This window comes from Pseudomonadota bacterium, from assembly GCA_039024915.1.
In the GTDB taxonomy this organism is placed as follows: domain Bacteria; phylum Pseudomonadota; class Alphaproteobacteria; order Rhizobiales; family MH13; genus MH13.
In genome coordinates, this window is sequence record JBCCPK010000005.1 from 83,249 (window position 1) to 102,444 (window position 19,196).

20 protein-coding genes are annotated in these 19,196 nt (G+C 59.2%); 18 read left to right on the forward strand and 2 right to left on the reverse strand.

Annotated features, from left to right (window positions below; genetic code table 11):
* Nucleotides 1-38 precede the first annotated feature (38 nt).
* The 4 genes from rfbC to rfbA are packed head-to-tail and all read left to right on the forward strand — an operon-like array spanning nucleotide 39 to nucleotide 3,364.
* Nucleotides 39-611, forward strand: a complete 573-nt coding sequence (gene rfbC, locus AAF739_10935; protein ID MEM6383179.1) for a dTDP-4-dehydrorhamnose 3,5-epimerase — start codon at nucleotides 39-41, stop codon at nucleotides 609-611.
* A gap of 45 nt (nucleotides 612-656) precedes the next feature.
* A complete protein-coding gene (locus AAF739_10940; protein MEM6383180.1) occupies nucleotides 657-1,679 on the forward strand; it encodes an SDR family oxidoreductase in 1,023 nt (340 codons plus the stop codon).
* Entirely contained in the window at nucleotides 1,676-2,560 is an 885-nt protein-coding gene (gene rfbD, locus AAF739_10945; protein MEM6383181.1) for a dTDP-4-dehydrorhamnose reductase, read from the forward strand. Before AAF739_10940 ends, rfbD begins: the two co-directional genes overlap by 4 nt.
* Before the next feature lie 9 nt (nucleotides 2,561-2,569).
* Entirely contained in the window at nucleotides 2,570-3,364 is a 795-nt protein-coding gene (gene rfbA / locus AAF739_10950; protein ID MEM6383182.1) for a glucose-1-phosphate thymidylyltransferase RfbA, read from the forward strand.
* Nucleotides 3,365-3,419: 55 nt separating this feature from the next.
* Here rfbA and AAF739_10955 read toward each other — a convergent pair whose 3' ends face one another.
* A complete protein-coding gene (locus tag AAF739_10955) occupies nucleotides 3,420-4,172 on the reverse strand; it encodes an SDR family NAD(P)-dependent oxidoreductase (GenBank protein ID MEM6383183.1) in 753 nt (250 codons plus the stop codon).
* Nucleotides 4,173-4,312: 140 nt separating this feature from the next.
* On the opposite strand from AAF739_10955, the gene AAF739_10960 reads away from it, so the two are divergent.
* The 12 genes from AAF739_10960 to AAF739_11015 all read left to right on the forward strand — a co-directional run bounded on the left by AAF739_10960 (nucleotide 4,313) and on the right by AAF739_11015 (nucleotide 15,474).
* Nucleotides 4,313-5,440, forward strand: coding sequence for a mandelate racemase/muconate lactonizing enzyme family protein (locus AAF739_10960; protein MEM6383184.1), 1,128 nt, complete (start codon nucleotides 4,313-4,315; stop codon nucleotides 5,438-5,440).
* Nucleotides 5,437-6,225, forward strand: coding sequence for an acetoacetate decarboxylase (locus AAF739_10965; GenBank protein ID MEM6383185.1), 789 nt, complete (start codon nucleotides 5,437-5,439; stop codon nucleotides 6,223-6,225). Before AAF739_10960 ends, AAF739_10965 begins: the two co-directional genes overlap by 4 nt.
* Nucleotides 6,222-7,178, forward strand: coding sequence for a C-terminal binding protein (locus AAF739_10970; GenBank protein ID MEM6383186.1), 957 nt, complete (start codon nucleotides 6,222-6,224; stop codon nucleotides 7,176-7,178). Before AAF739_10965 ends, AAF739_10970 begins: the two co-directional genes overlap by 4 nt.
* 101 nt (nucleotides 7,179-7,279) lie before the next feature.
* Nucleotides 7,280-8,329, forward strand: coding sequence for a rhamnose ABC transporter substrate-binding protein (locus AAF739_10975; GenBank protein ID MEM6383187.1), 1,050 nt, complete (start codon nucleotides 7,280-7,282; stop codon nucleotides 8,327-8,329).
* Between the two features lie 73 nt (nucleotides 8,330-8,402).
* On the forward strand, nucleotides 8,403-9,911 hold the full coding sequence (locus AAF739_10980; GenBank protein MEM6383188.1) for a sugar ABC transporter ATP-binding protein: 1,509 nt from the start codon (nucleotides 8,403-8,405) through the stop codon (nucleotides 9,909-9,911).
* A complete protein-coding gene (locus AAF739_10985) occupies nucleotides 9,911-10,969 on the forward strand; it encodes an ABC transporter permease (protein ID MEM6383189.1) in 1,059 nt (352 codons plus the stop codon). Before AAF739_10980 ends, AAF739_10985 begins: the two co-directional genes overlap by 1 nt.
* Complete coding sequence (locus AAF739_10990) at nucleotides 10,962-11,957, forward strand: ABC transporter permease (protein MEM6383190.1); 996 nt, start codon at nucleotides 10,962-10,964, stop codon at nucleotides 11,955-11,957. Before AAF739_10985 ends, AAF739_10990 begins: the two co-directional genes overlap by 8 nt.
* Complete coding sequence (locus AAF739_10995) at nucleotides 11,954-12,694, forward strand: FadR/GntR family transcriptional regulator (protein MEM6383191.1); 741 nt, start codon at nucleotides 11,954-11,956, stop codon at nucleotides 12,692-12,694. Before AAF739_10990 ends, AAF739_10995 begins: the two co-directional genes overlap by 4 nt.
* Entirely contained in the window at nucleotides 12,691-13,737 is a 1,047-nt protein-coding gene (locus AAF739_11000) for a Gfo/Idh/MocA family oxidoreductase (protein MEM6383192.1), read from the forward strand. The genes AAF739_10995 and AAF739_11000 overlap by 4 nt, the downstream gene beginning before the upstream one ends.
* Before the next feature lie 2 nt (nucleotides 13,738-13,739).
* Nucleotides 13,740-14,558 carry a sugar phosphate isomerase/epimerase gene (locus AAF739_11005; GenBank protein ID MEM6383193.1) on the forward strand — a complete coding sequence of 273 codons (819 nt, stop codon included), beginning with the start codon at nucleotides 13,740-13,742 and terminating at the stop codon, nucleotides 14,556-14,558.
* The gene (locus AAF739_11010; GenBank protein ID MEM6383194.1) at nucleotides 14,558-14,872 is read left to right on the forward strand and encodes an L-rhamnose mutarotase; all 315 of its coding nucleotides are present in this window, start codon (nucleotides 14,558-14,560) and stop codon (nucleotides 14,870-14,872) included. Before AAF739_11005 ends, AAF739_11010 begins: the two co-directional genes overlap by 1 nt.
* Nucleotides 14,873-14,964: 92 nt before the next feature.
* Nucleotides 14,965-15,474, forward strand: a complete 510-nt coding sequence (locus tag AAF739_11015) for a cupin domain-containing protein (GenBank protein MEM6383195.1) — start codon at nucleotides 14,965-14,967, stop codon at nucleotides 15,472-15,474.
* A 70-nt stretch (nucleotides 15,475-15,544) separates the two neighbouring features.
* Here AAF739_11015 and katG read toward each other — a convergent pair whose 3' ends face one another.
* Nucleotides 15,545-17,725 carry a catalase/peroxidase HPI gene (gene katG / locus AAF739_11020; GenBank protein ID MEM6383196.1) on the reverse strand — a complete coding sequence of 727 codons (2,181 nt, stop codon included), beginning with the start codon at nucleotides 17,723-17,725 and terminating at the stop codon, nucleotides 15,545-15,547.
* A 182-nt stretch (nucleotides 17,726-17,907) separates the two neighbouring features.
* Here katG and AAF739_11025 point away from each other — a divergent pair, with 182 nt between their 5' ends.
* Both AAF739_11025 and AAF739_11030 read left to right on the forward strand, forming a co-directional pair.
* Entirely contained in the window at nucleotides 17,908-18,822 is a 915-nt protein-coding gene (locus tag AAF739_11025) for a hydrogen peroxide-inducible genes activator (GenBank protein ID MEM6383197.1), read from the forward strand.
* Nucleotides 18,816-19,190, forward strand: coding sequence for a hypothetical protein (locus AAF739_11030; GenBank protein ID MEM6383198.1), 375 nt, complete (start codon nucleotides 18,816-18,818; stop codon nucleotides 19,188-19,190). Before AAF739_11025 ends, AAF739_11030 begins: the two co-directional genes overlap by 7 nt.
* The last annotated feature ends 6 nt before the right edge of the window (nucleotides 19,191-19,196 follow it).

Below are 19,196 nucleotides of genomic sequence, written 5' to 3' on the forward strand. Positions count from 1 at the left end.
AGAGCGGTTGCGCGCTCCACACCCGGGACCAACACGCTATGATCCAACCTCGACTGGAAGTGAAGTCGCTTTCAATTCCCGATGTCAAATTGATCCGGCCGCGCAAATTCGGTGATTCTAGAGGTTTCTTCTGTGAGACCTATAACGCGCGCGACTTTGCTGAAATCGGTATCGACTTTGCTCCTATTCAGGACAATCAGTCCTTGTCCGCCGAAGCAGGCGTTGTCCGTGGGCTGCATTTCCAGACACCGCCCCATGCGCAGGCAAAGCTTTTGAGGGTTTTGAGCGGACGTCTTTTTGATGCGGTCGTCGACTTGCGGCGGGCCTCGCCGACGTTCGGGCAACATGCCACTGTGGAACTGGATAATGATGGGTGGTGGCAACTGTTCGTTCCGGCGGGTTTCGCCCACGGCTTCGTAACCTTAGAGCCCGGCACAGAGGTGCTGTACAAAGTTGATGCCTACTACGCACCGGACAATGATCTAGGGCTTTATTGGGCAGACCCCGACCTCGGCATTGAGTGGCCCATCGACACAGATGGCTGCACCCTGTCGGAAAAAGACAAGAACCAGCCAGCCTGGTCCGACGTGCGCAACACAACCCCTTTCTAGCGCTTGGACCAACAGCAAAGCGACGACCAGCAGGAACACAATGTGATGCCAAAAGTCCTTGTGACGGGAGCCGGTGGCTACATCGGTTCAGCCCTCGTGCCGATGTTGCTCGACGCAGGCTACTCCATTCGCGTCATCGACCGCTTCTTCTTCGGCCGGGAGAAGCTTCCAGAGCATGACAGGCTTGAGGTCATCAAAGAAGATACCCGCCACCTCACTTGCGATCACTTCGCTGGCGTTTACGCGGTTATAGACCTTGCAGCCCTTTCAAACGATCCAAGCGGCGAACTGTTTCAGGAGCAAACCTGGCAAATCAACCATACGGCGCGCGCTGACGCTGCAAGAATGGCCAAGAGCGCTGGGGTCAAACGCTACATCCTGCCTTCCTCATGCTCGATCTACGGTTTTCAGGATGCTGACACGGTCGCTGACGAGACCTCGCCAACCAACCCGCTGACGACCTACGCGAAGGCTAACGAGCGTGCGGAGCGCGATGTCATGCCCCTTGCAGACAGAACCTTCACGGTTGTCGTGCTGCGGCAGGCAACAGTGTACGGTTTTTCTCCGCGGATGCGCTTTGATCTCGCAATCAACGGAATGACCTATGGCGCGTACACAACCGGTCGCTTGCCGCTGATGCGCGATGGCTCGCAGTGGCGCCCTATGGTCCACGTCAAAGACACCGCAAGTGCTCAGATGTTCATGCTGGAAGCGGACGCTTCAGCGATCAACGGCCAGATATTCAATGTCGGCTCGGCAGCCAATGTCTATCAGATTGGCCCTCTTGGTGATCTGGTTGCGAGCACTGTACCGCGAGACGTTGAAATCGAATGGTACGGTGACCCCGACCATCGATCCTATCGCGTGGCTTTTGACAAAATCGAAGCGCTCGGTTGGCGTGCCACTAAAAGAGCTGAGGATGGGGTTTACGAAATCTGCGCTCGGCTTGCTGATGGGTCGATTGAGAAGTCCACAGAAACGATCACCCTTGATTGGTACCGCGAGCTCGTTCGCTGGCATCAGATCATCAAGACTGCCGAAATGCACGGCGGGATTATCGACATATGAGAATCGCTCTGCTTGGCCCATACGGACAGCTGGGCACAGACATTCAACACGTCGCCGCCGCGCGAGACGGTTTTGAGATTGTGCCGGTTGATCGCAGTGTGCTTGATGTTGCCAAGCCCGAGAGAATTCCGGACGCACTGCGCGCGGTAGAGTTCGACGCACTCGTTAATTGCACCAGTTACCATCGAACAGACGAGGCTGAGGGCAATGCCGACCTGGCTTTTGCGGTCAACGCGTTCGCTGTGAAGGCCCTAGCGCAGATCTGTGCGGACCGACAGGCTCGGTTCGTACATATCAGCACAGACTACGTTTTTGGCGCTGCGCAAACCGTATCGGCGGAGCGCAGCCCCCTCACCGAGTCCGATTGTATCGCCCCCCTGAACGTGTATGGCGCTAGCAAGGCGATGGGCGAGAGCCTAGCGCTCATGGCGCACGATGACACCTTTATCCTGAGGGTAGCATCGCTGTTCGGCATTGCCGGGGCGAGCGGCAAAGGCGGCAATTTTGTTGAGACGATGATCCGGGTTGGGCGCGAACGTGGGCAGCTAAGCGTCGTTGATGATGTCCGCATGTCACCGACGGCAACGGCCAATGTCGCCGAGCATCTTGTCGAGCTGCTTATGCGCGAAAGCCCGCCCGGCCTGTACCACACCGTCAATACCGGTGACGCAACATGGTATGAGTTCGCACGCGAAATCATTGACCAGGCGGGCATTGCAGCGACCGTTGACCCATGCACCAGCGCACAATACCCAACGAAGGCGCAGCGACCAGCCTACAGCGTTCTCAGCAATGCAAAGCTCGTCAACGCCATCGGCCCTCTTGCCGATTGGCGCGAGGCGCTCAACCGCTACCTGCGAGCCAAGGGCCACATCAGCTAACCGAGGTACCTGATGACCAAAGCCATCATCCTGGCGGGCGGAACCGGCACGCGCTTGTTCCCCATAACCAAGGCCGTCTGCAAGCAACTGCTGCCGGTCTACGACAAGCCGATGATCTATTACCCGCTGTCGACCCTTATGCTGGCTGACATCCACGAGATTCTGATCATCACACGTGGCGAAGATCGCCCGCTTTTCGAGCGTCTGTTGGGCGACGGAAGCCATTGGGGGCTCGAGATTTCCTACGCGGTACAAGACGAGCCGCGCGGCATAGCCGAGGCATTCGTCATCGGGAAAACGTTCCTCGACGGTCAAGGTTGCGCCCTCATTCTTGGCGACAATGTCTTTTTCGGACACGGCCTTCCCGATCTGCTGCGCAGCGCAATCGCACGCCCCACCGGCGCGACCATATTTTCCTACTATGTCAGCGACCCAGAACGGTACGGCGTCGTCACGTTCGACGATGCGTTCCGCGCTACGGCGATTGTCGAGAAACCAGACAATCCGGCATCCAATTGGGCCGTGACCGGCCTTTATTTCTATGATCGCGACGTCGTCGGAATTGCAGAGCGTCTGCGGCCCTCAGACCGGGGCGAGCTGGAAATCACCGATGTGAATCAGGCTTACCTGAAACGCGGAGACCTGCATGTTGAACGGATGGGCAGAGGCTACGCATGGCTTGATACCGGCACACCCGACTCTCTGTTGCAGGCTGCACAGTTCGTGCAAACCCTCCAGACCCGCCAGGGCTTGCAGATAGCCGATCTGGATGAGATTGCTGCCAGGATGGTCGAGGGTTCCTAACGCAGATTGGATTTCTCATTGCAGGGCTTATCGTTCGCCCACCTCCTGATTGAGCTTACGGCAAATCCATCATTGCCCTGAAAAAGTCATCGCGAACATCCTGCAAAACATCCGCGCGCTGCTTGCTTTCTGCGCTGCAAAGCCAAGCCATCACCGATGCGGGCACCTGCGGCGAGACCAAATCGCTCTGAGCGATCTGTGAAATTGGATTGAGGCCAGCCAAGCGGATCGAGCCCTGCATCGCGGTGTCGGTCGGCGGAATACCAATGAACGTACAACGCACTTTGCTTTCCGCCAGCTCCATGGCGAACATCTGAGTAAGCATGCGCATGGCCGCTTTCGAGGCACAATAGGCCGTCCACCCCTCCATCGGCGTTGTCGCAGCGCCTGTACCGGCATTTACGATTGTACCTTTGGAAGCCTTCAAAAGCGGAAGAGCTGCCAAGATCATGCGATGAACGCCAAGTACATTGACTTCGAAGGCGGGCCTCAGATCGTCCACCGCAAGCGTTTCAGCGTGCCCGATAGGCGCGATGATCCCGGCATTGTTGACCAAAACATCGAGCTGATCCCCCACCGCTTCAATGGCATCGGAGACCTGACTTGGATCGGTAACATCGAGCGCGATCGTTCGGGCACCGGCAAGCAGCGAAGGGTCATCGACACGGCCAAACGTACCAGCGATCACCCGCGCGCCATGATCCAACAAACAGCGGGAAAGGTGTGCACCAATTCCGCGGTCGGCGCCCGTCAAAAGCACAGTCCGACCTGAGAGGTCAGGAACGGGGACAGGGGCGAGATTAAACATCAGGCTTGACCTACGGATTGAGCAGTTATTTAATTGGTCTGTCCAATTTTGGATACAGCGCCGGCGCGAGGGTGTCAAAGGCTCGAAGAAGCCGCCCTGCCGATAGAAGCGCTGATCCGACCGGGGAGGTTCGGACGATCATGCGCATAACTTCCATCGAACCTTTCCCGATTGCCTATCCGGACCCCAACGACTTCGACACCATACGCCGGACGGTCCTCGTCAAGGTGTCAACGGATGACGGCGCCATAGGCTGGGGCGAGTGCATCGCCATGTGGCCGGAAGCCTGCAAAGCGGTCGCAACAATCATCACGGACGGCCTACTGCCCGTCCTTAAGGGTACAGAAGCCGCAGATACCGATACCGCCTGGGCGACCATGCGCCGCCATGTCTGGTGGTACGGCGAAGGCGGCATCGCTTCACTGGCGATTTCCGGCGTCGACATGGCCCTTTGGGACATCAAAGGTAAAGCGATGGGCCAGCCGCTGTACAAGCTACTGGGCGGACTGAAGCACGAGCGCCTGCTCGCGAACGCATCATCCCATGTCAATAAAAAAGGGGAAGCGGCCTGCGTCGCGGAAGTGGAGGGTTTTTTTAAAGCCGGCTTTCGCTCAACCAAACTTGGGTTCGCGAAAAAAGGCGAGAGCACCATCGGGGGCGACCCCGACACCGATGTCAGCTTCATTCGGGCCCTACGGCGCACGCTCGGGGATGATGCTGAAATCCTTGTAGATATCGGCAATGGGGTTCGCTGGGACGTCGACACAGCGATTTCGGTTGCCAATCGCATGGGAGAGTACCGGATCGGCTGGTACGAAGAGCCGCTCTACCCAACAGATGATGTAGGCTACAAAAAACTCGCGGAGAGCACCTCGGTGCGCATTGCATCCGGCGAACGCGAGTTCACGGAAGCGGGATACCGGCGGCAGATGGAGATGGGCGCGGTCGAAGTGTACGGCGTTGATCCGGCCCGTGTTGAGGGTGTGACAGGCTTCAAGCGCGTTGATGAGCTTTGCTCGGCTTACGGCAAGACCATCAACGCGCACGCCTGGTCAACCGCAATCACCACCGCAGCCAGTCTGCACTTGTCGCTTGCCTCACCAAACGCCGAGATCTTCGAATACAAGCCATTCCCGGTCGTCGTTCAGGATGAGCTCGTCGCCGACAAGCTCTGGCACAAGGACGGTTGGGCCTACCCGATCGAGGCGCCAGGTCTTGGTATCGAAGTTCAGGAGGGCGTCGTCAGCCGTCTGGCAGCCGCAGCATGACTGATCGGCAAACCCGTTTCGGCATGAAGCCCCCGACGGTGGAAGACATCACTTCTCCAGGGTTTTCGACGCCCTGGGATGCGCCGATGGTCCCGTCATTTCCATTCGCCTTCCGAAATTGCCAGATCATGACGCTCTACTGGCGCAGCGATCCTGCTGCGGTTGATTTCCTGCTGCCCCCGCCTCTGAAACGAACGTCTGACATCGCCTGCGCACACATTTATCGGATGAACGACCCGGACTGGCTCGGGCCCTATGGCGAGATGAACGTGATGGTCGGCGCCGAGTTACCTGGCAAGGTCTCAGGTGGCTACTCGCCCTATCTCGCGCTCTCATCTGATGGGGGGGTGGTGCATGGCCGCGAGGTGCATGGTCAACCCAAGAAACTTGGCACGCCGACACTTGAAGCGCGTGGGGACCTTCTGGTCGGGACCGTGGAACGCAACGGCATTGACGTGCTCACAGGCACGATGGCGTACAAGCAGGTCCCTTGCGATGCGTCATCAATCAAGCCGCACTTTGATTTCGCCACCAACCTCAACCTCAAGGCGATCGATCACATCGATGGCCGCCCGGCGATCCGCCAGCTGACCTCCCGCGCACTGACGGATGTCACCGTTCACGAAGCGTGGCGCGGGCCGTGCACCGTTGAATTGCGCCCCAACGCCCAGCTGCCGCTGTTCCGCCTGCCGGTCCTCGAACCGCTGGAAGGCTTCTTCTGGCGCGCAGACTTCACCCTCGTCGCTGGAAGTATCTTGCACGACTATCTGGAGGCGCCCTCATGAGTAAGCGTGTCATCGTCACCGATGCGATCTTCCCCGATGTCGAACAGGAACGCACAGCAGCCGAAACGGGCGGGGCGAGGTTCGAGAGTTTCCAGTGCAAGACGGCGGAAGATGTCACAACGGCTGCCCAAGGCGCTGATGTGGCGTTCGTACAGTTCGCACCGTTCACCGACGCGGCCGCCATTGCCATGAACTCCGGCGGGACCGTCATCCGCTACGGCGTCGGCTATGACAATATTGATGTTGAATCCGCGCGGACAGCGGGCCTGAAAGTTGGGTACATTCCCGACTACTGCACCGACGAAGTCGCCGACCACACCGCCGCGCTCGCCTTGTCATTACTGCGCAGGCTGCCCGGCCTCGACGCCTCGGTGCGGGCCGGCGAGTGGGCGGCGGTGAAACATGCTAAGCCGCTCAAACCCTTCGGCGAGACGGTACTTGGCTTTTTCGGGATGGGACAGATCGGGACAGCTGTGCTCGCTTTGCTGAAAGCCTTCGGTTTTCAGTTTATCGTCGCTGACCCGGGCATCACTGATGCGCAAGCCGCCGAGCAGGGCGTCCGCAAAGTGCACGCGCAGACCCTCCTCGCCGAGGCCGACCTGATCACCTGCCACGCGCCCGCAACCTCCGGAACCACGGGCTTCTTCGATGCCAAAGCCTTCACGCAGATGAAATCCACCGCCTACCTCGTGAACACCGCCCGTGGTCAGCTCATTAACGAGACCGACCTTGCCACCGCGCTCCACGACGGCGCCATTGCGGGCGCGGCGCTCGACGTCTTCGAGACGGAACCGCTCCCCAATGACAGCCCCTTACGCGGCGCGCCCAACCTCACCATCACGCCGCACGCTGCGTGGTACTCAGATGCCGCCATTGACAGGCTGCAGCGCCTCGCGGCTACCGACATTACACGTGCTTTGAACGGCGAGGATCCGCGCAAACCGGTTCCCTGACCGGCTGAACTACCGCGCGCGCCGGGGCGATGGCCAAGCGCGCACCACAACCAGACCGGGGCCGATCAACGGCTTCACCAGACCCGAAACGGGAGGAAACGATGAAGAAACTGATGACCGGATGCGCCGCCGCCGCTCTGCTGGCGGGCGGTATGGGCATGATGGCAACGAACGCCTCAGCCGATATGATGCTGGAGGCTGGCCAAGAGGTGAACATGGTGCTTCTGCCGAAGTTCCTCGGCATCCTGGTATTTGACCAAGCCAATGAGGGCGCACAGGAAGCTCATGCGGAACTGGGAAATCCCGGTGAATTGTTGTTTGTCGGGCCAACGCCGGAAAACTCCGTCGCCGGTCAGATTGAAATCATGACCACCTCGGCAACGCAGGGTCAGGGCGCCGTCATGCTGTCGAACAATGCCGGCGATCAAATTGTACCGTCCGCCCAAGCAGCGCAGGAAGCGGGAACGCGCGTTGTGACCTGGGATAGCCCCATTCCCTCCGGTGACGGAGAGGACATCTTCGTTGCACAGGTAGATTTTGGCTCCATCGGTGTCGTGATGGCCGACATGGCACACTCGATACTCGGCGGCGAGGGCCAGATGGCCGTCCTATCGGCAACCCCAGACGCCGCAAACCAGAATGCCTGGATCGCAGCGATGGAAGACGCGCTGACCGATGAGAAATATGCCGGCATCGAGCTCGTCGACATCGTCTACGGCGATGATCAGGCGGAAGTCAGCTACAACCGTGCGCTGGCGCTCGTCGATCAATATCCCGATCTCGGTCTGATCATGTCGCCGACAACCGTCGGCATCCAGGCGTCAGCGAAAGCGATGCAGGATGAAGGCCTGTGTGATCAGGTCAAGGTATCGGGCCTCGGCCTACCCGCCGAGATGGTCTCCTACACCCTGAATGGCTGCGCGCCCGAGTTTGCCCTGTGGGACTTCCGCGACCTTGGCTATCTGACCTACTACACGGCCTACGGCCTTGCGACCGGTCAGCTTACCGGTGACATTGGCGAGAGTTTCACGGCTGGCCGGATGGGTGAGTACACCATCGAGGAAGACCCGGGCCGCGAAGGCTCCAAGCGTATCCTGATGGGTCCGTTCACGGTGTACACCTCCGAGAATGTGGAAGCGGCGGCAAACTAGGGTTTGATCCGCACCACCAAGCCCGGCGCGGTCTTTCTCCCGCCGCGCCGGGCAAACCAAGCTGGACCAATAGATGGCTGCCCCCCTTCTCGTCCTTGAGAACGTCTCCAAGCGTTTCGGCTCGACGCTGGCGCTTAGCGACATGTCTGTCGAACTTCACCCAGGCGAGGTTCACGCCATCGTCGGCGAGAACGGCGCGGGCAAGTCGACCATGATCAAGATCATGACCGGCATACACCGCCCGACAGAAGGCCGGGTTCTGGTCGATGGCAAACCGGTTGCCATTTCCGGCTCACAGGCGGCCCGTAATCTCGGCATCGCCGCAATCTATCAGGAGCCCATGGTCTTCCCTGACCTCGATGTCGCCGAGAACATCTTCATCGCAGAGGTCGGCGGCGGTCTTTTTCACAACCGGAGCAAGCAGCGTAAGGGTGCACGCAAACTCATTGAGCGTATCGGGATGGATCTCGACGTCGACCGCACCGCCGCAGGCCTCACGCTTGCCGAACAGCAGGCCGTCGAGATCGCCCGAGCCTTATCGCAAGACGTCCGCGTTTTGATTATGGATGAGCCCACAGCATCGCTTTCCGCCCACGAAGCGGAGCAACTGCGAAGGGTCGCGAGACAACTCGCTGCCGATGGCGTCTCCGTCGTCTATATCTCGCACAGGCTCGAAGAAATCTTCGAAGTCGCCGACCGCGTGACCGTCATCCGAGATGGAGAGCACATATCCACTCGGCCCATCGGAGACACCAACACCGACACCATCATAGCGGAGATGGTCGGCCGCGAAGTCGGAAACTACTTTGCTAAGGCCGACAGCCACGCGACCGATGACACCATTCTCTCCGTCGATGGCCTGTCGCTTGACGGTGTGTTTGAAAACGTCTCGTTCGACCTTAAACGTGGCGAAATCCTCGCCATGGCGGGGCTGATTGGGGCCCGCCGGACTGATGTTGCCCTCGCTCTGTTCGGTATCACACCTCCAACTAATGGAACGGTTCGCTATAAGGGTGAGCCATTGTCCATCACCTCGCCGAAGCAGGCTATGGACGCGGGCATCGCCTACGTCTCCGAAGATCGCCGCAAACTCGGCCTCGCAATGCCTATGGCGATCCGCGCCAATATCTCATTGGCAACCCTTGGCACGTTGCTGTCCAAACTGGGGCTCATCAACCGTCCAAAGGAAGATGCGACCGCCCATCAGTTCCGCGAGCGGCTCAACATCCGAACACCTGATGTGGAGACCGAAGTGGACATGCTGTCGGGCGGCAACCAGCAAAAGGTGATGCTCGCCAAGTGGCTCAACATGGAGCCCGATCTGCTGATCTTCGATGAGCCAACACGGGGTATTGATGTCGGCGCTAAAGCCGAAGTCCACGACCTGATCCGCGACTTTGTGAAACGGGGAGGCGCGGCCATCGTTATCTCATCCGATCTTCCCGAAGTGCTCGCCATGGGTGACCGCATCCTCATCATGCGTGAAGGCGAGCAGATGGCGATCCTTGATCACGCCGAAGCGAGTCAGGAGCGGATTATGGCGCTTGCGACCGGCCAGCTTCGACGGGAGGCTGCCGCCTGATGCGATTTCTGGCGAGCCTTAATCCGCAAACACTGCGCATCTTAGCGCTTCTGCTTGTGCTGGCTCTCGTGGTGCTCTTCTTCTCGACGCAGATCAACAACTACCTCAACGGACGGCTGTTCAACCGCATCTCGTCATCGGTTGCCATCATGGCCCTGATCGCGACCGCACAGACGCTCGTCATACTGACCCGAAACATCGATCTGTCGGTCGGGTCCGTGGTCGGCTTCACAGCCTTCGCCACGGGATCGATGATCGCGTCCTTCCCAAACCTGCATCCGCTTTTGCTGGTCAGCTATTCGATGCTGATCGGCGCTTGTTTCGGAGCGTTCAACGGTTTCTTTGTCGCCTATGCCCGCGTTCCGGCCATCATCGTGACGCTGGCAACCCTGGCTCTGTTCCGTTCCTTGTTGGTGGAGTTCGCCGATGGACGAAGCATCACCTCGTCGCAGCTACCGCAATGGTTGACCAGCTTCCCAAACACACGGCTGCTTGAGATCGGGCAGTTCCAATTCCGCGCATCTTTTGTGGTCGCCGTGATTGTGGTGATCACCGTTCACATCGCACTGCAGAAACTACGCGCTGCGCGCAAGCTTTACGCTATCGGGTCCAACCCCGAGGCGGCTGCCATGGCCGGCATCAATCAAAAGGCCACCGTCTTCATCGCCTTCGTTTGTGCCGGCGCGCTGGCGGGCCTTGCAGGGTTCATGTTTCTAGCTCGTTTCGGCAACATCACAGTCGTCGCAGGGCTCGGTTTCGAGCTGAAATCGGTCGCTGCAGCCGTGGTTGGAGGCGTCAACATCTTCGGCGGGTCGGGCACAGTGCTCGGCGCGTTGATTGGCGCGGTACTGGTCGATCTCATCGAAACCAGCCTCGTCAGGTGGCCTTTGGTCTCGGAGTTCTGGCGCGAAGCGGTGCTCGGAGCGCTGATCCTCACTGCCGTAGCCCTTGATGCGATCGTCATGCGGCGGCTCATCGCGCTGCGTGCGGCGAAGCACCATGAGAAACGGGAGAAGGAGATCGGAACCGAACCAGTGGTGGAGGCACGAGATGGCTGAGCGCTCAGCACTCTCCACGATGTGGGCCCGGGTGCAGACCTGGGAAGGTTTCCTCGTCTGCGCACTTATCTTCATCGTCCTCATGAACACGGCTCTCTCGCCGCAATTCATGACGCTGACGAACCAGATCAATCTGTTCCAGCTATCGATCGAAAAGATTATCGTCGCGCTCGTGATGACATTCGTCATCATCAACGCCGAGATAGATCTGTCGGTCGGCTCGATGATAGGCCTGGCCGCCTGCGCCTTCGGCTTTTTGTTCCAGGCCGGTGTCGATCCGGTTCTAGCCATCGGCATTGTGCTCGTCATCGGCGCACTCGGAGGCGCGCTCAACGGCGTCTTCATCGCCTATGTCGGCCTGCCTTCACTGGTCGTCACACTCGCGACGCTCATCGGATTCCGCGGCCTCGCCCGTGTACTGGTCGAAGATCGCGGCATCACCGATTTCCCCGAATGGTTTGACGCTCTTGGTCAGAAAGGTCTCGTCGGCCCGATCCCGTTTGCTCTCATCGCATTCTTCGTCCTGTTCGCGGTACTTTGGGTGGTGCTCCAACGCTCCGGCTTCGGACGGCAGACCTATGTAATCGGGACCAATCGGGAGGTCGCGGCCTTTGCCGGTATCGATACAGCGCGCCATAAGCTGATACTGTTCACAGGTTCGGGCCTCGTGTCAGCCTTCGCTGGCCTGCTCTACGCAGCCCGTGTTGGTGCGGTCCGTGGCGATGTCGCGCTCGGCTTCGAGCTTGATATCATAACCATGGTACTGCTCGGCGGCGTAAGCATATTCGGCGGGTCAGGAACGATGCTGGGTACGCTGCTCGCCATTCTGATCGTGCTCAATCTGCGCAACGGCATGGCCCTTCTGAACATCACCGGGCATATCCAGACCGGTGTCATTGGTATCCTTCTCATCGCCTCAGTGCTGCTGCCGCGACTTAACCTGGGCAAATGGCTCGGCTCACCCGCCAGCCGAGAGCCGAGCGCATGAGCGATCCGGTTGCCAAGCTCGATTTCGACAGCCCGCTCCAGCGCATGCCTGTTGGCGAGATGGTGGCACGGCGCGTCCTCGATATGGTCAAGGCCGGTTCGCTCAAGCCTGGTGACCAACTACCAACCGAGCGAGAGCTTGCAAGCTCGCTCAACGTCTCGCGACCATCGGTGCGGGAAGCCATCCGTGGGCTCGCCATTCTTGGCGTGGTGCGCACCGTTCAAGGCGGCGGGGCGTACATATCCGATCTTGATGCCGATGCGCTCCTGGGGCCCATCCAATTTTTTCTGTCACTGCAGGACCTGAATGTCCGCGAATTGTACGACGCGCGCTCACTGATTGAGAGTGATGTCGCCCGCCGTGCGGCTGTCAATATTGGAAAGGGGTCGCTTGAGCGGTTGGATGCGCTACTCACCGCACAGAAAGACTGCTTGGACGACCCCGATGCCTTTCGCGCGTCGGACTATGCCTTTCATGAGATCATCTGGATCGGATCGGGCAACGCGTTCCTCAAGCGGATCGGCGAGAGCCTAAACGTCATCGGTCTTGAGTTCCGCAAGCGTGCGTCTGAAAGCCCCGCGGTGCTGCGCCAGAGCTATGTCGACCATCAGGAACTCGTCTCCGCGCTGAAGGCGCGCGATGCCGACTCTGCAGCGAAGGCAGCCGAACGACACATGCAAAACGTCTACCGGGTGACGATAGAGCAGCCCGACATGAAAGCGGAGGACTCATCATGACAGCACGCATCGGACTCGTGGGCGCGGGCTGGTGGGCAACCTTCAACCATATCCCGACGGTTCAGGCCTTGCCTTATGCCGAAATAGTGGCGATTTGCGATCTGGACGGAGCGCGGGTCACTAAGGTGGGTGAAGCATTCAGCATTGCTGGTCGCTACAACGATCTCGCGGCGATGCTCGCCGAGCAGGAGCTTGATGGCGTCATTGTCTCAACGCCCCACGTGGCCCATCGAGAACCCGCCGTGACGGCACTAGAAGCGGGCTGCCATGTGATGGTCGAGAAGCCCATGGCGACAAGCGCAGCGGATGGCTGGGCAATCGCCGACGCGGCGACACGAGTAGGCAAGCAGGTACTCGTGCCCACGGGCATGAACTTCGAATGGTTCTCGATGAAGGCCGCCGGCTGGGTGCGCGATGGACAGATCGGTGACGTTCGACACGCATCTTGCCAGATGGGGTCCGCGCTCTCTGACCTGTTCGCGGGCGAGCCGATGCTGGAGACCACCGAGCACATGTACCGCCCGCCCGCTTCCACCTGGGCCGATCCGGAACGCGCTGGAGGCTATGGCTGGGGCCAGCTCTCCCATGCGCTGGCGTGGCTGATTTACGTGTCCGATCTGCGAGCGGATGCCGTGTATGCCATGACCGGCAAGTCGAAAACCGGCGTCGACTTTTACGACGCAGCCACGGTACGCGCCACCAACGGCGCCACCGTTGCACTGTCCGGTGCTTCGACGGTGCCCAAGCATGTCGGTATGCATATGGACATTCGCATCTACGGGACGGCGGGCCTCATCTTCTTCGATAACGCCAGCGCGCGGCTTGAGCTTCGCCGGGATGATGGCGCCGATGAGGTCGTCGAAATGGCCACCGAGGATGGCGAGTATGACGGCGCGTTGCCCGTCAAGGTCTTCGCTCAGCTCTGCGCGGGCGAAGCGGTCGAGAATGCCTCCGACGGCACCAATGGCGCGCGGGTCACCGAAATCCTCGATGCGCTTTACCGCTCCGCAGCAAAGGCCGACCTCATCACAATCGGGAGCTGACCATGCAGCTATCTCTTACAGCGTGGTCCATGCCGTCCTGTACGCTCGACGAATGCGCGGCAGTCACAAAAGCACTTGGCATAGGCGCGCTCGATGTCGGGCTGTTTTACCGCTCTGCGCTCGATAAAGAACAGCTTCTATCCGACCCCATCGCAGTTGCTGAACAGGTCAGGGCGCTCGGTATCCGCACGCCCAACTATTATCATCTTTTCGGTGACAGCCTCGACGGTCGCAATCTGGCCTTGCCTGGCACACTCGATGGCAATCTCCAAGACCTCAAAAACGTTCTCACCTTCGCGGACGCGGCTGGCATCGGCACGGTTTTCATCCTCCCGGGCGTGGTGAATCCCGGCCAGTCTCGCGAGGACGCTTTGGTGGTTTCAACGAACAGTCTCACCGAAATGATCGCTCTGTCAGCCGATCATGCGACAACGCTGTGCATTGAACCGCACGTTCACTCATTCACCGAAAGCCCGGACATGGTCATGCGCCTGATCGATGCAACAGGCATCAAGCTGGCGCTCGATTACTCGCACTTCGCCTGTTTGGGTTACCGCCAGGATGAGATCGACCCGCTCGCCCCGCACGCCGCCCATGTGCATTTGAGACAAGCCAAGATGGGCCATCTCCAGACGAAATTTGCACAAGGTACGCTCAATTTCCCAGCCATGTTCGGCACGTTGCGGGATGCAGGTTATTCGGGCGCGTTGGCCATCGAGCCCGTCCATCAGGATTATATGAATACGTGGTTCGATGACGTGCTCACTGAGATCATCGCGCTGCGCGACTGTTTTATCTCTTGGCAAGGAGGGGCCACTTGATGGCTGGTTACGCATGGGTTCTCGAGGTCCGGCCCGGCTACGAGGAGGAATACAAGAAGCGCCATGATGAGATTTGGCCGGAGATGCTCGACGCGTTACGGAAGGCGGGCATCCGCAACTACAACATCTTCCGCCATGGCCTGACGCTGTTCGGCTATTTTGAGACCGATGATCTCGACGCGTCCATCAAGGCGATCAGCGACGATCCTATCAATGCCAAATGGGGCAAGTGGATGGGCCCCATCATGAAGATCGACATCGACGACCAAACGGGGTTTCCGTTCCTCCTGCCTAAGCAGTTTTTCATGGAGTAGTAGGTGGCCCCCAAGCCTTATCTGGAGGTCGCATTGCATGGTGGCTCGGTTACCGCTTGTCTGTCGTCGGCATAAAACGGAGAAACGCATCGATGACCAGCACCAAGCAAATTCTTTTCGGACTGTTGGCAGGCGTGTTCGTTGTTGGACCGGTCTTCGCCCATGACGACCATGTCCACATGCCGCAAGCAGAGATTGCGCAGACCGAGAACCTGGAGGTGACACCGGAAGCCGAGCGGCTAATCGCGGCAGACTTGCAGGCAAATGGTCCAAGCGAAACGAACGGGATAGAAGCCGTGACGTTGTTGGGTTCCGTCTCGTTGGACGGCGAGTTTGCTGATGTGAGCACGCGGATGTTACGCGCTCGAGAACTCGCAATTGCACCTGGTGGCATCGTGGCGGTGCATCAGCATGACGGCCGCCCTGGCGTCGCCTACATCATCTCCGGCCAAATGACTGAACACAGGGCCGGCGAAACCGGACCAGTCGTTAAAGAAGCTGGCGATACCGCATTCGAGCAGACTGGAACCATCCACTGGTGGGAGAACGAAGGCGACACGGTCGCGCGGGTGATCGTCGTCGACATCGTTCCAGCAGAGTAAGCACAGGCCAATCAACCAACAAAAAAGGCGCCCGCTGGGGCGCCTTTTCCTCGTTAAGAAGCGCGTTCCACTAGGCCAGCAAGTCGAAGCGATCAGCGTTCATGACCTTCGTCCAGGCGGCCACGAAGTCGCGCACGAACTTCTCACCATTGTCGTCCTGAGCATAGACCTCGGCGTAAGACCGCAGGATCGAATTCGACCCAAACACAAGGTCAGCACTTGTGGCAGTGAACTTCACATCGCCGGACTTGCGATCACGCAGCTCATAGGTGCCTTCTGCAGCCGGATGCCAAGAGTAGGCCATGTCGGTCAGGTTGACGAAGAAATCGTTCGTCAGTTGCCCCTCGCGATCCGTGAACACACCGTGCTTGATGCCGCCATGGTTGAGACCCATCACGCGCATACCGCCCAAAAGTACCGTCAACTCTGCTGCGGTAAGACCGAGCAGCTGCGCGCGATCGAGCAGCATGTCCTCGGCACTGATCGGGTAGGCTTCCTTCTGCCAATTGCGGAACCCATCCGCGAGCGGCTCGAGCACTGAGAAGCTGTCGGAATCCGTCTGCTCGGCAGACGCGTCGCCACGACCAGGCGTGAACGGCACGGTCACATCATAGCCAGCCGACTTGATCGCGCTTTCAAGGCCAACAACGCCGGCAAGCACGATCACATCAGCAAGCGACGCACCGGTCTGCGCAGCGATTGGCTCGAGAGCGTCGAGCACCTTGCCAAGACGCTCGGGCTCATTGCCGGCCCAGTAGCGCTGCGGCTCAAGGCGGATGCGCGCACCATTGGCGCCACCGCGTTTGTCAGAACCGCGGAACGTGCGCGCCGAGTCCCATGCAGTCGTCAGCATTTCGGTCTGAGACAGACCGGACGCGGCGATCTTCGCCTTGACGGCTTCGACGTCGTAGCCGGTCGAACCTGCGGGGATCGGATCCTGCCATATCAGATCTTCGCCCGGCACATCGGGGCCGAGATAGTTCACCTTCGGGCCCATATCGCGATGGGTTAGCTTGAACCAGGCGCGGGCAAACGCGTCCTCGAAATAAGCCGGGTCTTCCATGAACCGCTTGCAAATGTCGTGGTAGCTCGGGTCGACCTTCATCGCCATATCAGCGTCAGTCATCAAAGGCATCGCACGGCCTGACGGATCGGATGCGTCGAGTGGCTTCTCATCTTCAGGCATGTCTTTCGCGGTCCACTGCCATGCGCCCGCCGGCGACTTGGTCAGCTCCCAGTCGTACCCGAACAGGTACTCAAAATAGCCCATGTCCCACTTGGTCGGGTTCTTGGTCCAAGCGCCCTCAATGCCCGACGTGAAGGTCGTATTGGCCCTGTTTGTCATGCCAGGGTTGTGCCAGCCGAACCCTGCCGCTTCGATACCTTCACCTTCCGGTTCTGGCCCGATCGCGTCATGGGCGCCGCCGCCGCCATGCGCCTTGCCGACCGTGTGACCCCCACACGTCAATGCTGCGGTTTCAACATCGTCCATAGCCATCCGAGCGAATGTTTCGCGCACATGTTGCGCAGTTTTCAGCGGGTCAGGATTGCCGTTGACGCCCTGCGGGTTGACGTAGACGAGGCCCATGTGAACTGCAGCCAGCGGGTTTTCCATTGTCCCCGGCACTTCAAGATCGCCATAGCGGTTCTCCGAAGGCGCCAGCCATTCATTCTCAGAACCCCAGTAGGTATCTGTCTCCGGACCCCAAATGTCTTCACGGCCAAAGCCGAAGCCAAAGGTTTTGAAGCCCATGGATTCGTAGGCCATGTTGCCCGCGAGAATAATGAGATCAGCCCAGCTCAGCGCGTTGCCGTACTTCTTCTTGATCGGCCAGAGGAGCCGCCGGGCTTTATCGAGGCTGGCATTGTCCGGCCATGAGTTGAGCGGCGCGAAACGAATGTTACCTGAACCGGCACCACCACGGCCATCGCCCATCCGGTAGGAGCCCGCAGAGTGCCACGCGAGGCGAATCATCAACCCGCCATAATGACCCCAATCGGCCGGCCACCACTCTTGCTCTTCGGTCATAAGCGCACGGACATCGGCTTTGACGGCTTCGAAGTTGAGACCCTTGACCGCTTCACGGTGGTCGTAGCTCTCGTCCATCGGATTGGTGCGCGCACCATGCTGATGAAGAATGTCCAAGTTCAACGCATTCGGCCACCATTTGGTGACAGCGTTATCCGTCTTCGTGTTGCCGCCATGCATGACAGGGCATACGCCCTTGAGCTTGCCAGTGGGTGCGTTCATGGGTTCCTCCTCAGAGATCGCAATATCGATGGGAGACAGCGAAAAGCGGTACGCATTCGCGTTCGGCCCGCTCCCGATTTCGTGCCGAACTGCGTAGGGATACTTACGTGATTTAGAATGCTTATCAGGTAGGTCCAATTAGGGAAACTTGTAATTTCTGATAATTGCGATAAGATTTTCTGATGTTTGGGCTTACCATCAAGCATATGCGCTATTTCAACAGCCTCGTGGAGCACCGGCATTTCGGTCAGGCTGCTGAAGCAAGCGGGGTGTCTCAACCAGCCCTGTCGATGCAGATCAAAGAGATGGAAGCATTGCTCGGTGCACCGCTATTCGAACGCGGCGCCCGCCGGGTCGCTCTGACGGGATTGGGGGAAGCGCTCGCCGGGCGCATCCGGAGCATCCTCTCCGACATCGACGACCTTGAGGGCATAGCGCGCGCGGCAACCGATGGTTTTCCCGGCCCATTGAGGCTGGGCATCATCCCAACGATCGCGCCTTACCTGCTCCCAAGACTCATTGAAGAGCTTAACGCCAACCATGCTGGCCTCGACCTGCGTGTTCGCGAAACGCAAACGCCACGACTTGTGGAGGATGTGCTCGAGGGCCGGCTCGATATGGCAATCCTTGCCTTACCAGTGTCACGACCCACGCTTACCGAAACCCCGTTGCTAACGGAGAACTTCCTGTTTGTACGACCTCAAACGGACGTACCGGGGCCAGTTCCAAGCCCAGAAAAGCTAGGCGATATGCAGCTCCTGCTGCTTGAAGAAGGTCATTGCTTTCGGGATCAGGCACTCGATTTTTGTAAAATTAGTGAACCTAGGCCGCGCGAGTTGATGGATGGCAGCTCCCTTTCAACCCTTGTGCAAATGGTTGCAGCAGGGATCGGCGTCACCCTCATCCCGGAGATGGCAGTTGAGGTCGAGACAAGGTCAGCCTCTGTCGCACTTGCCCGCTTTTCAGAGCCGCAACCCAGCCGGACCGTTGGTATGATCTGGCGGACATCAAGCCCGCTGGCCGACGAGTTCTCAAACATTGCGGAAACAGTTCGACGGTCAACAGGTCATCTCAACAAGGCGGGCGCTTCTTGTTGACTGTTGCCGGTGTCGTCTACAGCTTTCTGATCATCATTTTGGTGGTCTTTCAGATGGCGCTGGCTTCTGGCGCAGCCCTCGGTGCCTTCACGATGGGTGGCCGCTACCCAGGTCAATTGCCCCCATACCTCCGCCAAGCCGCTGCCATCCAAGCCATGATCCTCACGACGATGGGCCTCTCGGTTGCAGATAGGTCGGGTATCCTAGACCTTAATTGGTATCCCCTCATCTTCTGGGTCGCAACAGGACTGACGGCGTTGACCGCTCTGGGAAGCACGGTCACGGCATCAAAAGCCGAACGCCTGGCATTCGCACCGATCACCATCGCGATGTTGGCTTGCGTAATCATCATTGTGATCCAGACATAGACGCCG

What these genes read in the sequence shown, in the direction of transcription:
- AAF739_10990 (MEM6383190.1), top strand. Translation starts at nt 10,962, where the DNA reads ATGGCTGAGCGCTCAGCACTCTCCACGATGTGGGCCCGGGTGCAGACC.
- rfbD (MEM6383181.1), top strand. Translation starts at nt 1,676, where the DNA reads ATGAGAATCGCTCTGCTTGGCCCATACGGACAGCTGGGCACAGACATT.
- AAF739_10965 (MEM6383185.1), top strand. Translation starts at nt 5,437, where the DNA reads ATGACTGATCGGCAAACCCGTTTCGGCATGAAGCCCCCGACGGTGGAA.
- AAF739_11015 (MEM6383195.1), top strand. Translation starts at nt 14,965, where the DNA reads ATGACCAGCACCAAGCAAATTCTTTTCGGACTGTTGGCAGGCGTGTTC.
- AAF739_10980 (MEM6383188.1), top strand. Translation starts at nt 8,403, where the DNA reads ATGGCTGCCCCCCTTCTCGTCCTTGAGAACGTCTCCAAGCGTTTCGGC.
- AAF739_11025 (MEM6383197.1), top strand. Translation starts at nt 17,908, where the DNA reads ATGTTTGGGCTTACCATCAAGCATATGCGCTATTTCAACAGCCTCGTG.
- AAF739_10955 (MEM6383183.1), bottom strand. Translation starts at nt 4,172, where the DNA reads ATGTTTAATCTCGCCCCTGTCCCCGTTCCTGACCTCTCAGGTCGGACT.
- AAF739_10985 (MEM6383189.1), top strand. Translation starts at nt 9,911, where the DNA reads ATGCGATTTCTGGCGAGCCTTAATCCGCAAACACTGCGCATCTTAGCG.
- AAF739_11005 (MEM6383193.1), top strand. Translation starts at nt 13,740, where the DNA reads ATGCAGCTATCTCTTACAGCGTGGTCCATGCCGTCCTGTACGCTCGAC.
- AAF739_10940 (MEM6383180.1), top strand. Translation starts at nt 657, where the DNA reads ATGCCAAAAGTCCTTGTGACGGGAGCCGGTGGCTACATCGGTTCAGCC.
- AAF739_10970 (MEM6383186.1), top strand. Translation starts at nt 6,222, where the DNA reads ATGAGTAAGCGTGTCATCGTCACCGATGCGATCTTCCCCGATGTCGAA.
- rfbC (MEM6383179.1), top strand. Translation starts at nt 39, where the DNA reads ATGATCCAACCTCGACTGGAAGTGAAGTCGCTTTCAATTCCCGATGTC.
- AAF739_10995 (MEM6383191.1), top strand. Translation starts at nt 11,954, where the DNA reads ATGAGCGATCCGGTTGCCAAGCTCGATTTCGACAGCCCGCTCCAGCGC.
- AAF739_10975 (MEM6383187.1), top strand. Translation starts at nt 7,280, where the DNA reads ATGAAGAAACTGATGACCGGATGCGCCGCCGCCGCTCTGCTGGCGGGC.
- katG (MEM6383196.1), bottom strand. Translation starts at nt 17,725, where the DNA reads ATGAACGCACCCACTGGCAAGCTCAAGGGCGTATGCCCTGTCATGCAT.
- AAF739_10960 (MEM6383184.1), top strand. Translation starts at nt 4,313, where the DNA reads ATGCGCATAACTTCCATCGAACCTTTCCCGATTGCCTATCCGGACCCC.
- AAF739_11010 (MEM6383194.1), top strand. Translation starts at nt 14,558, where the DNA reads ATGGCTGGTTACGCATGGGTTCTCGAGGTCCGGCCCGGCTACGAGGAG.
- AAF739_11000 (MEM6383192.1), top strand. Translation starts at nt 12,691, where the DNA reads ATGACAGCACGCATCGGACTCGTGGGCGCGGGCTGGTGGGCAACCTTC.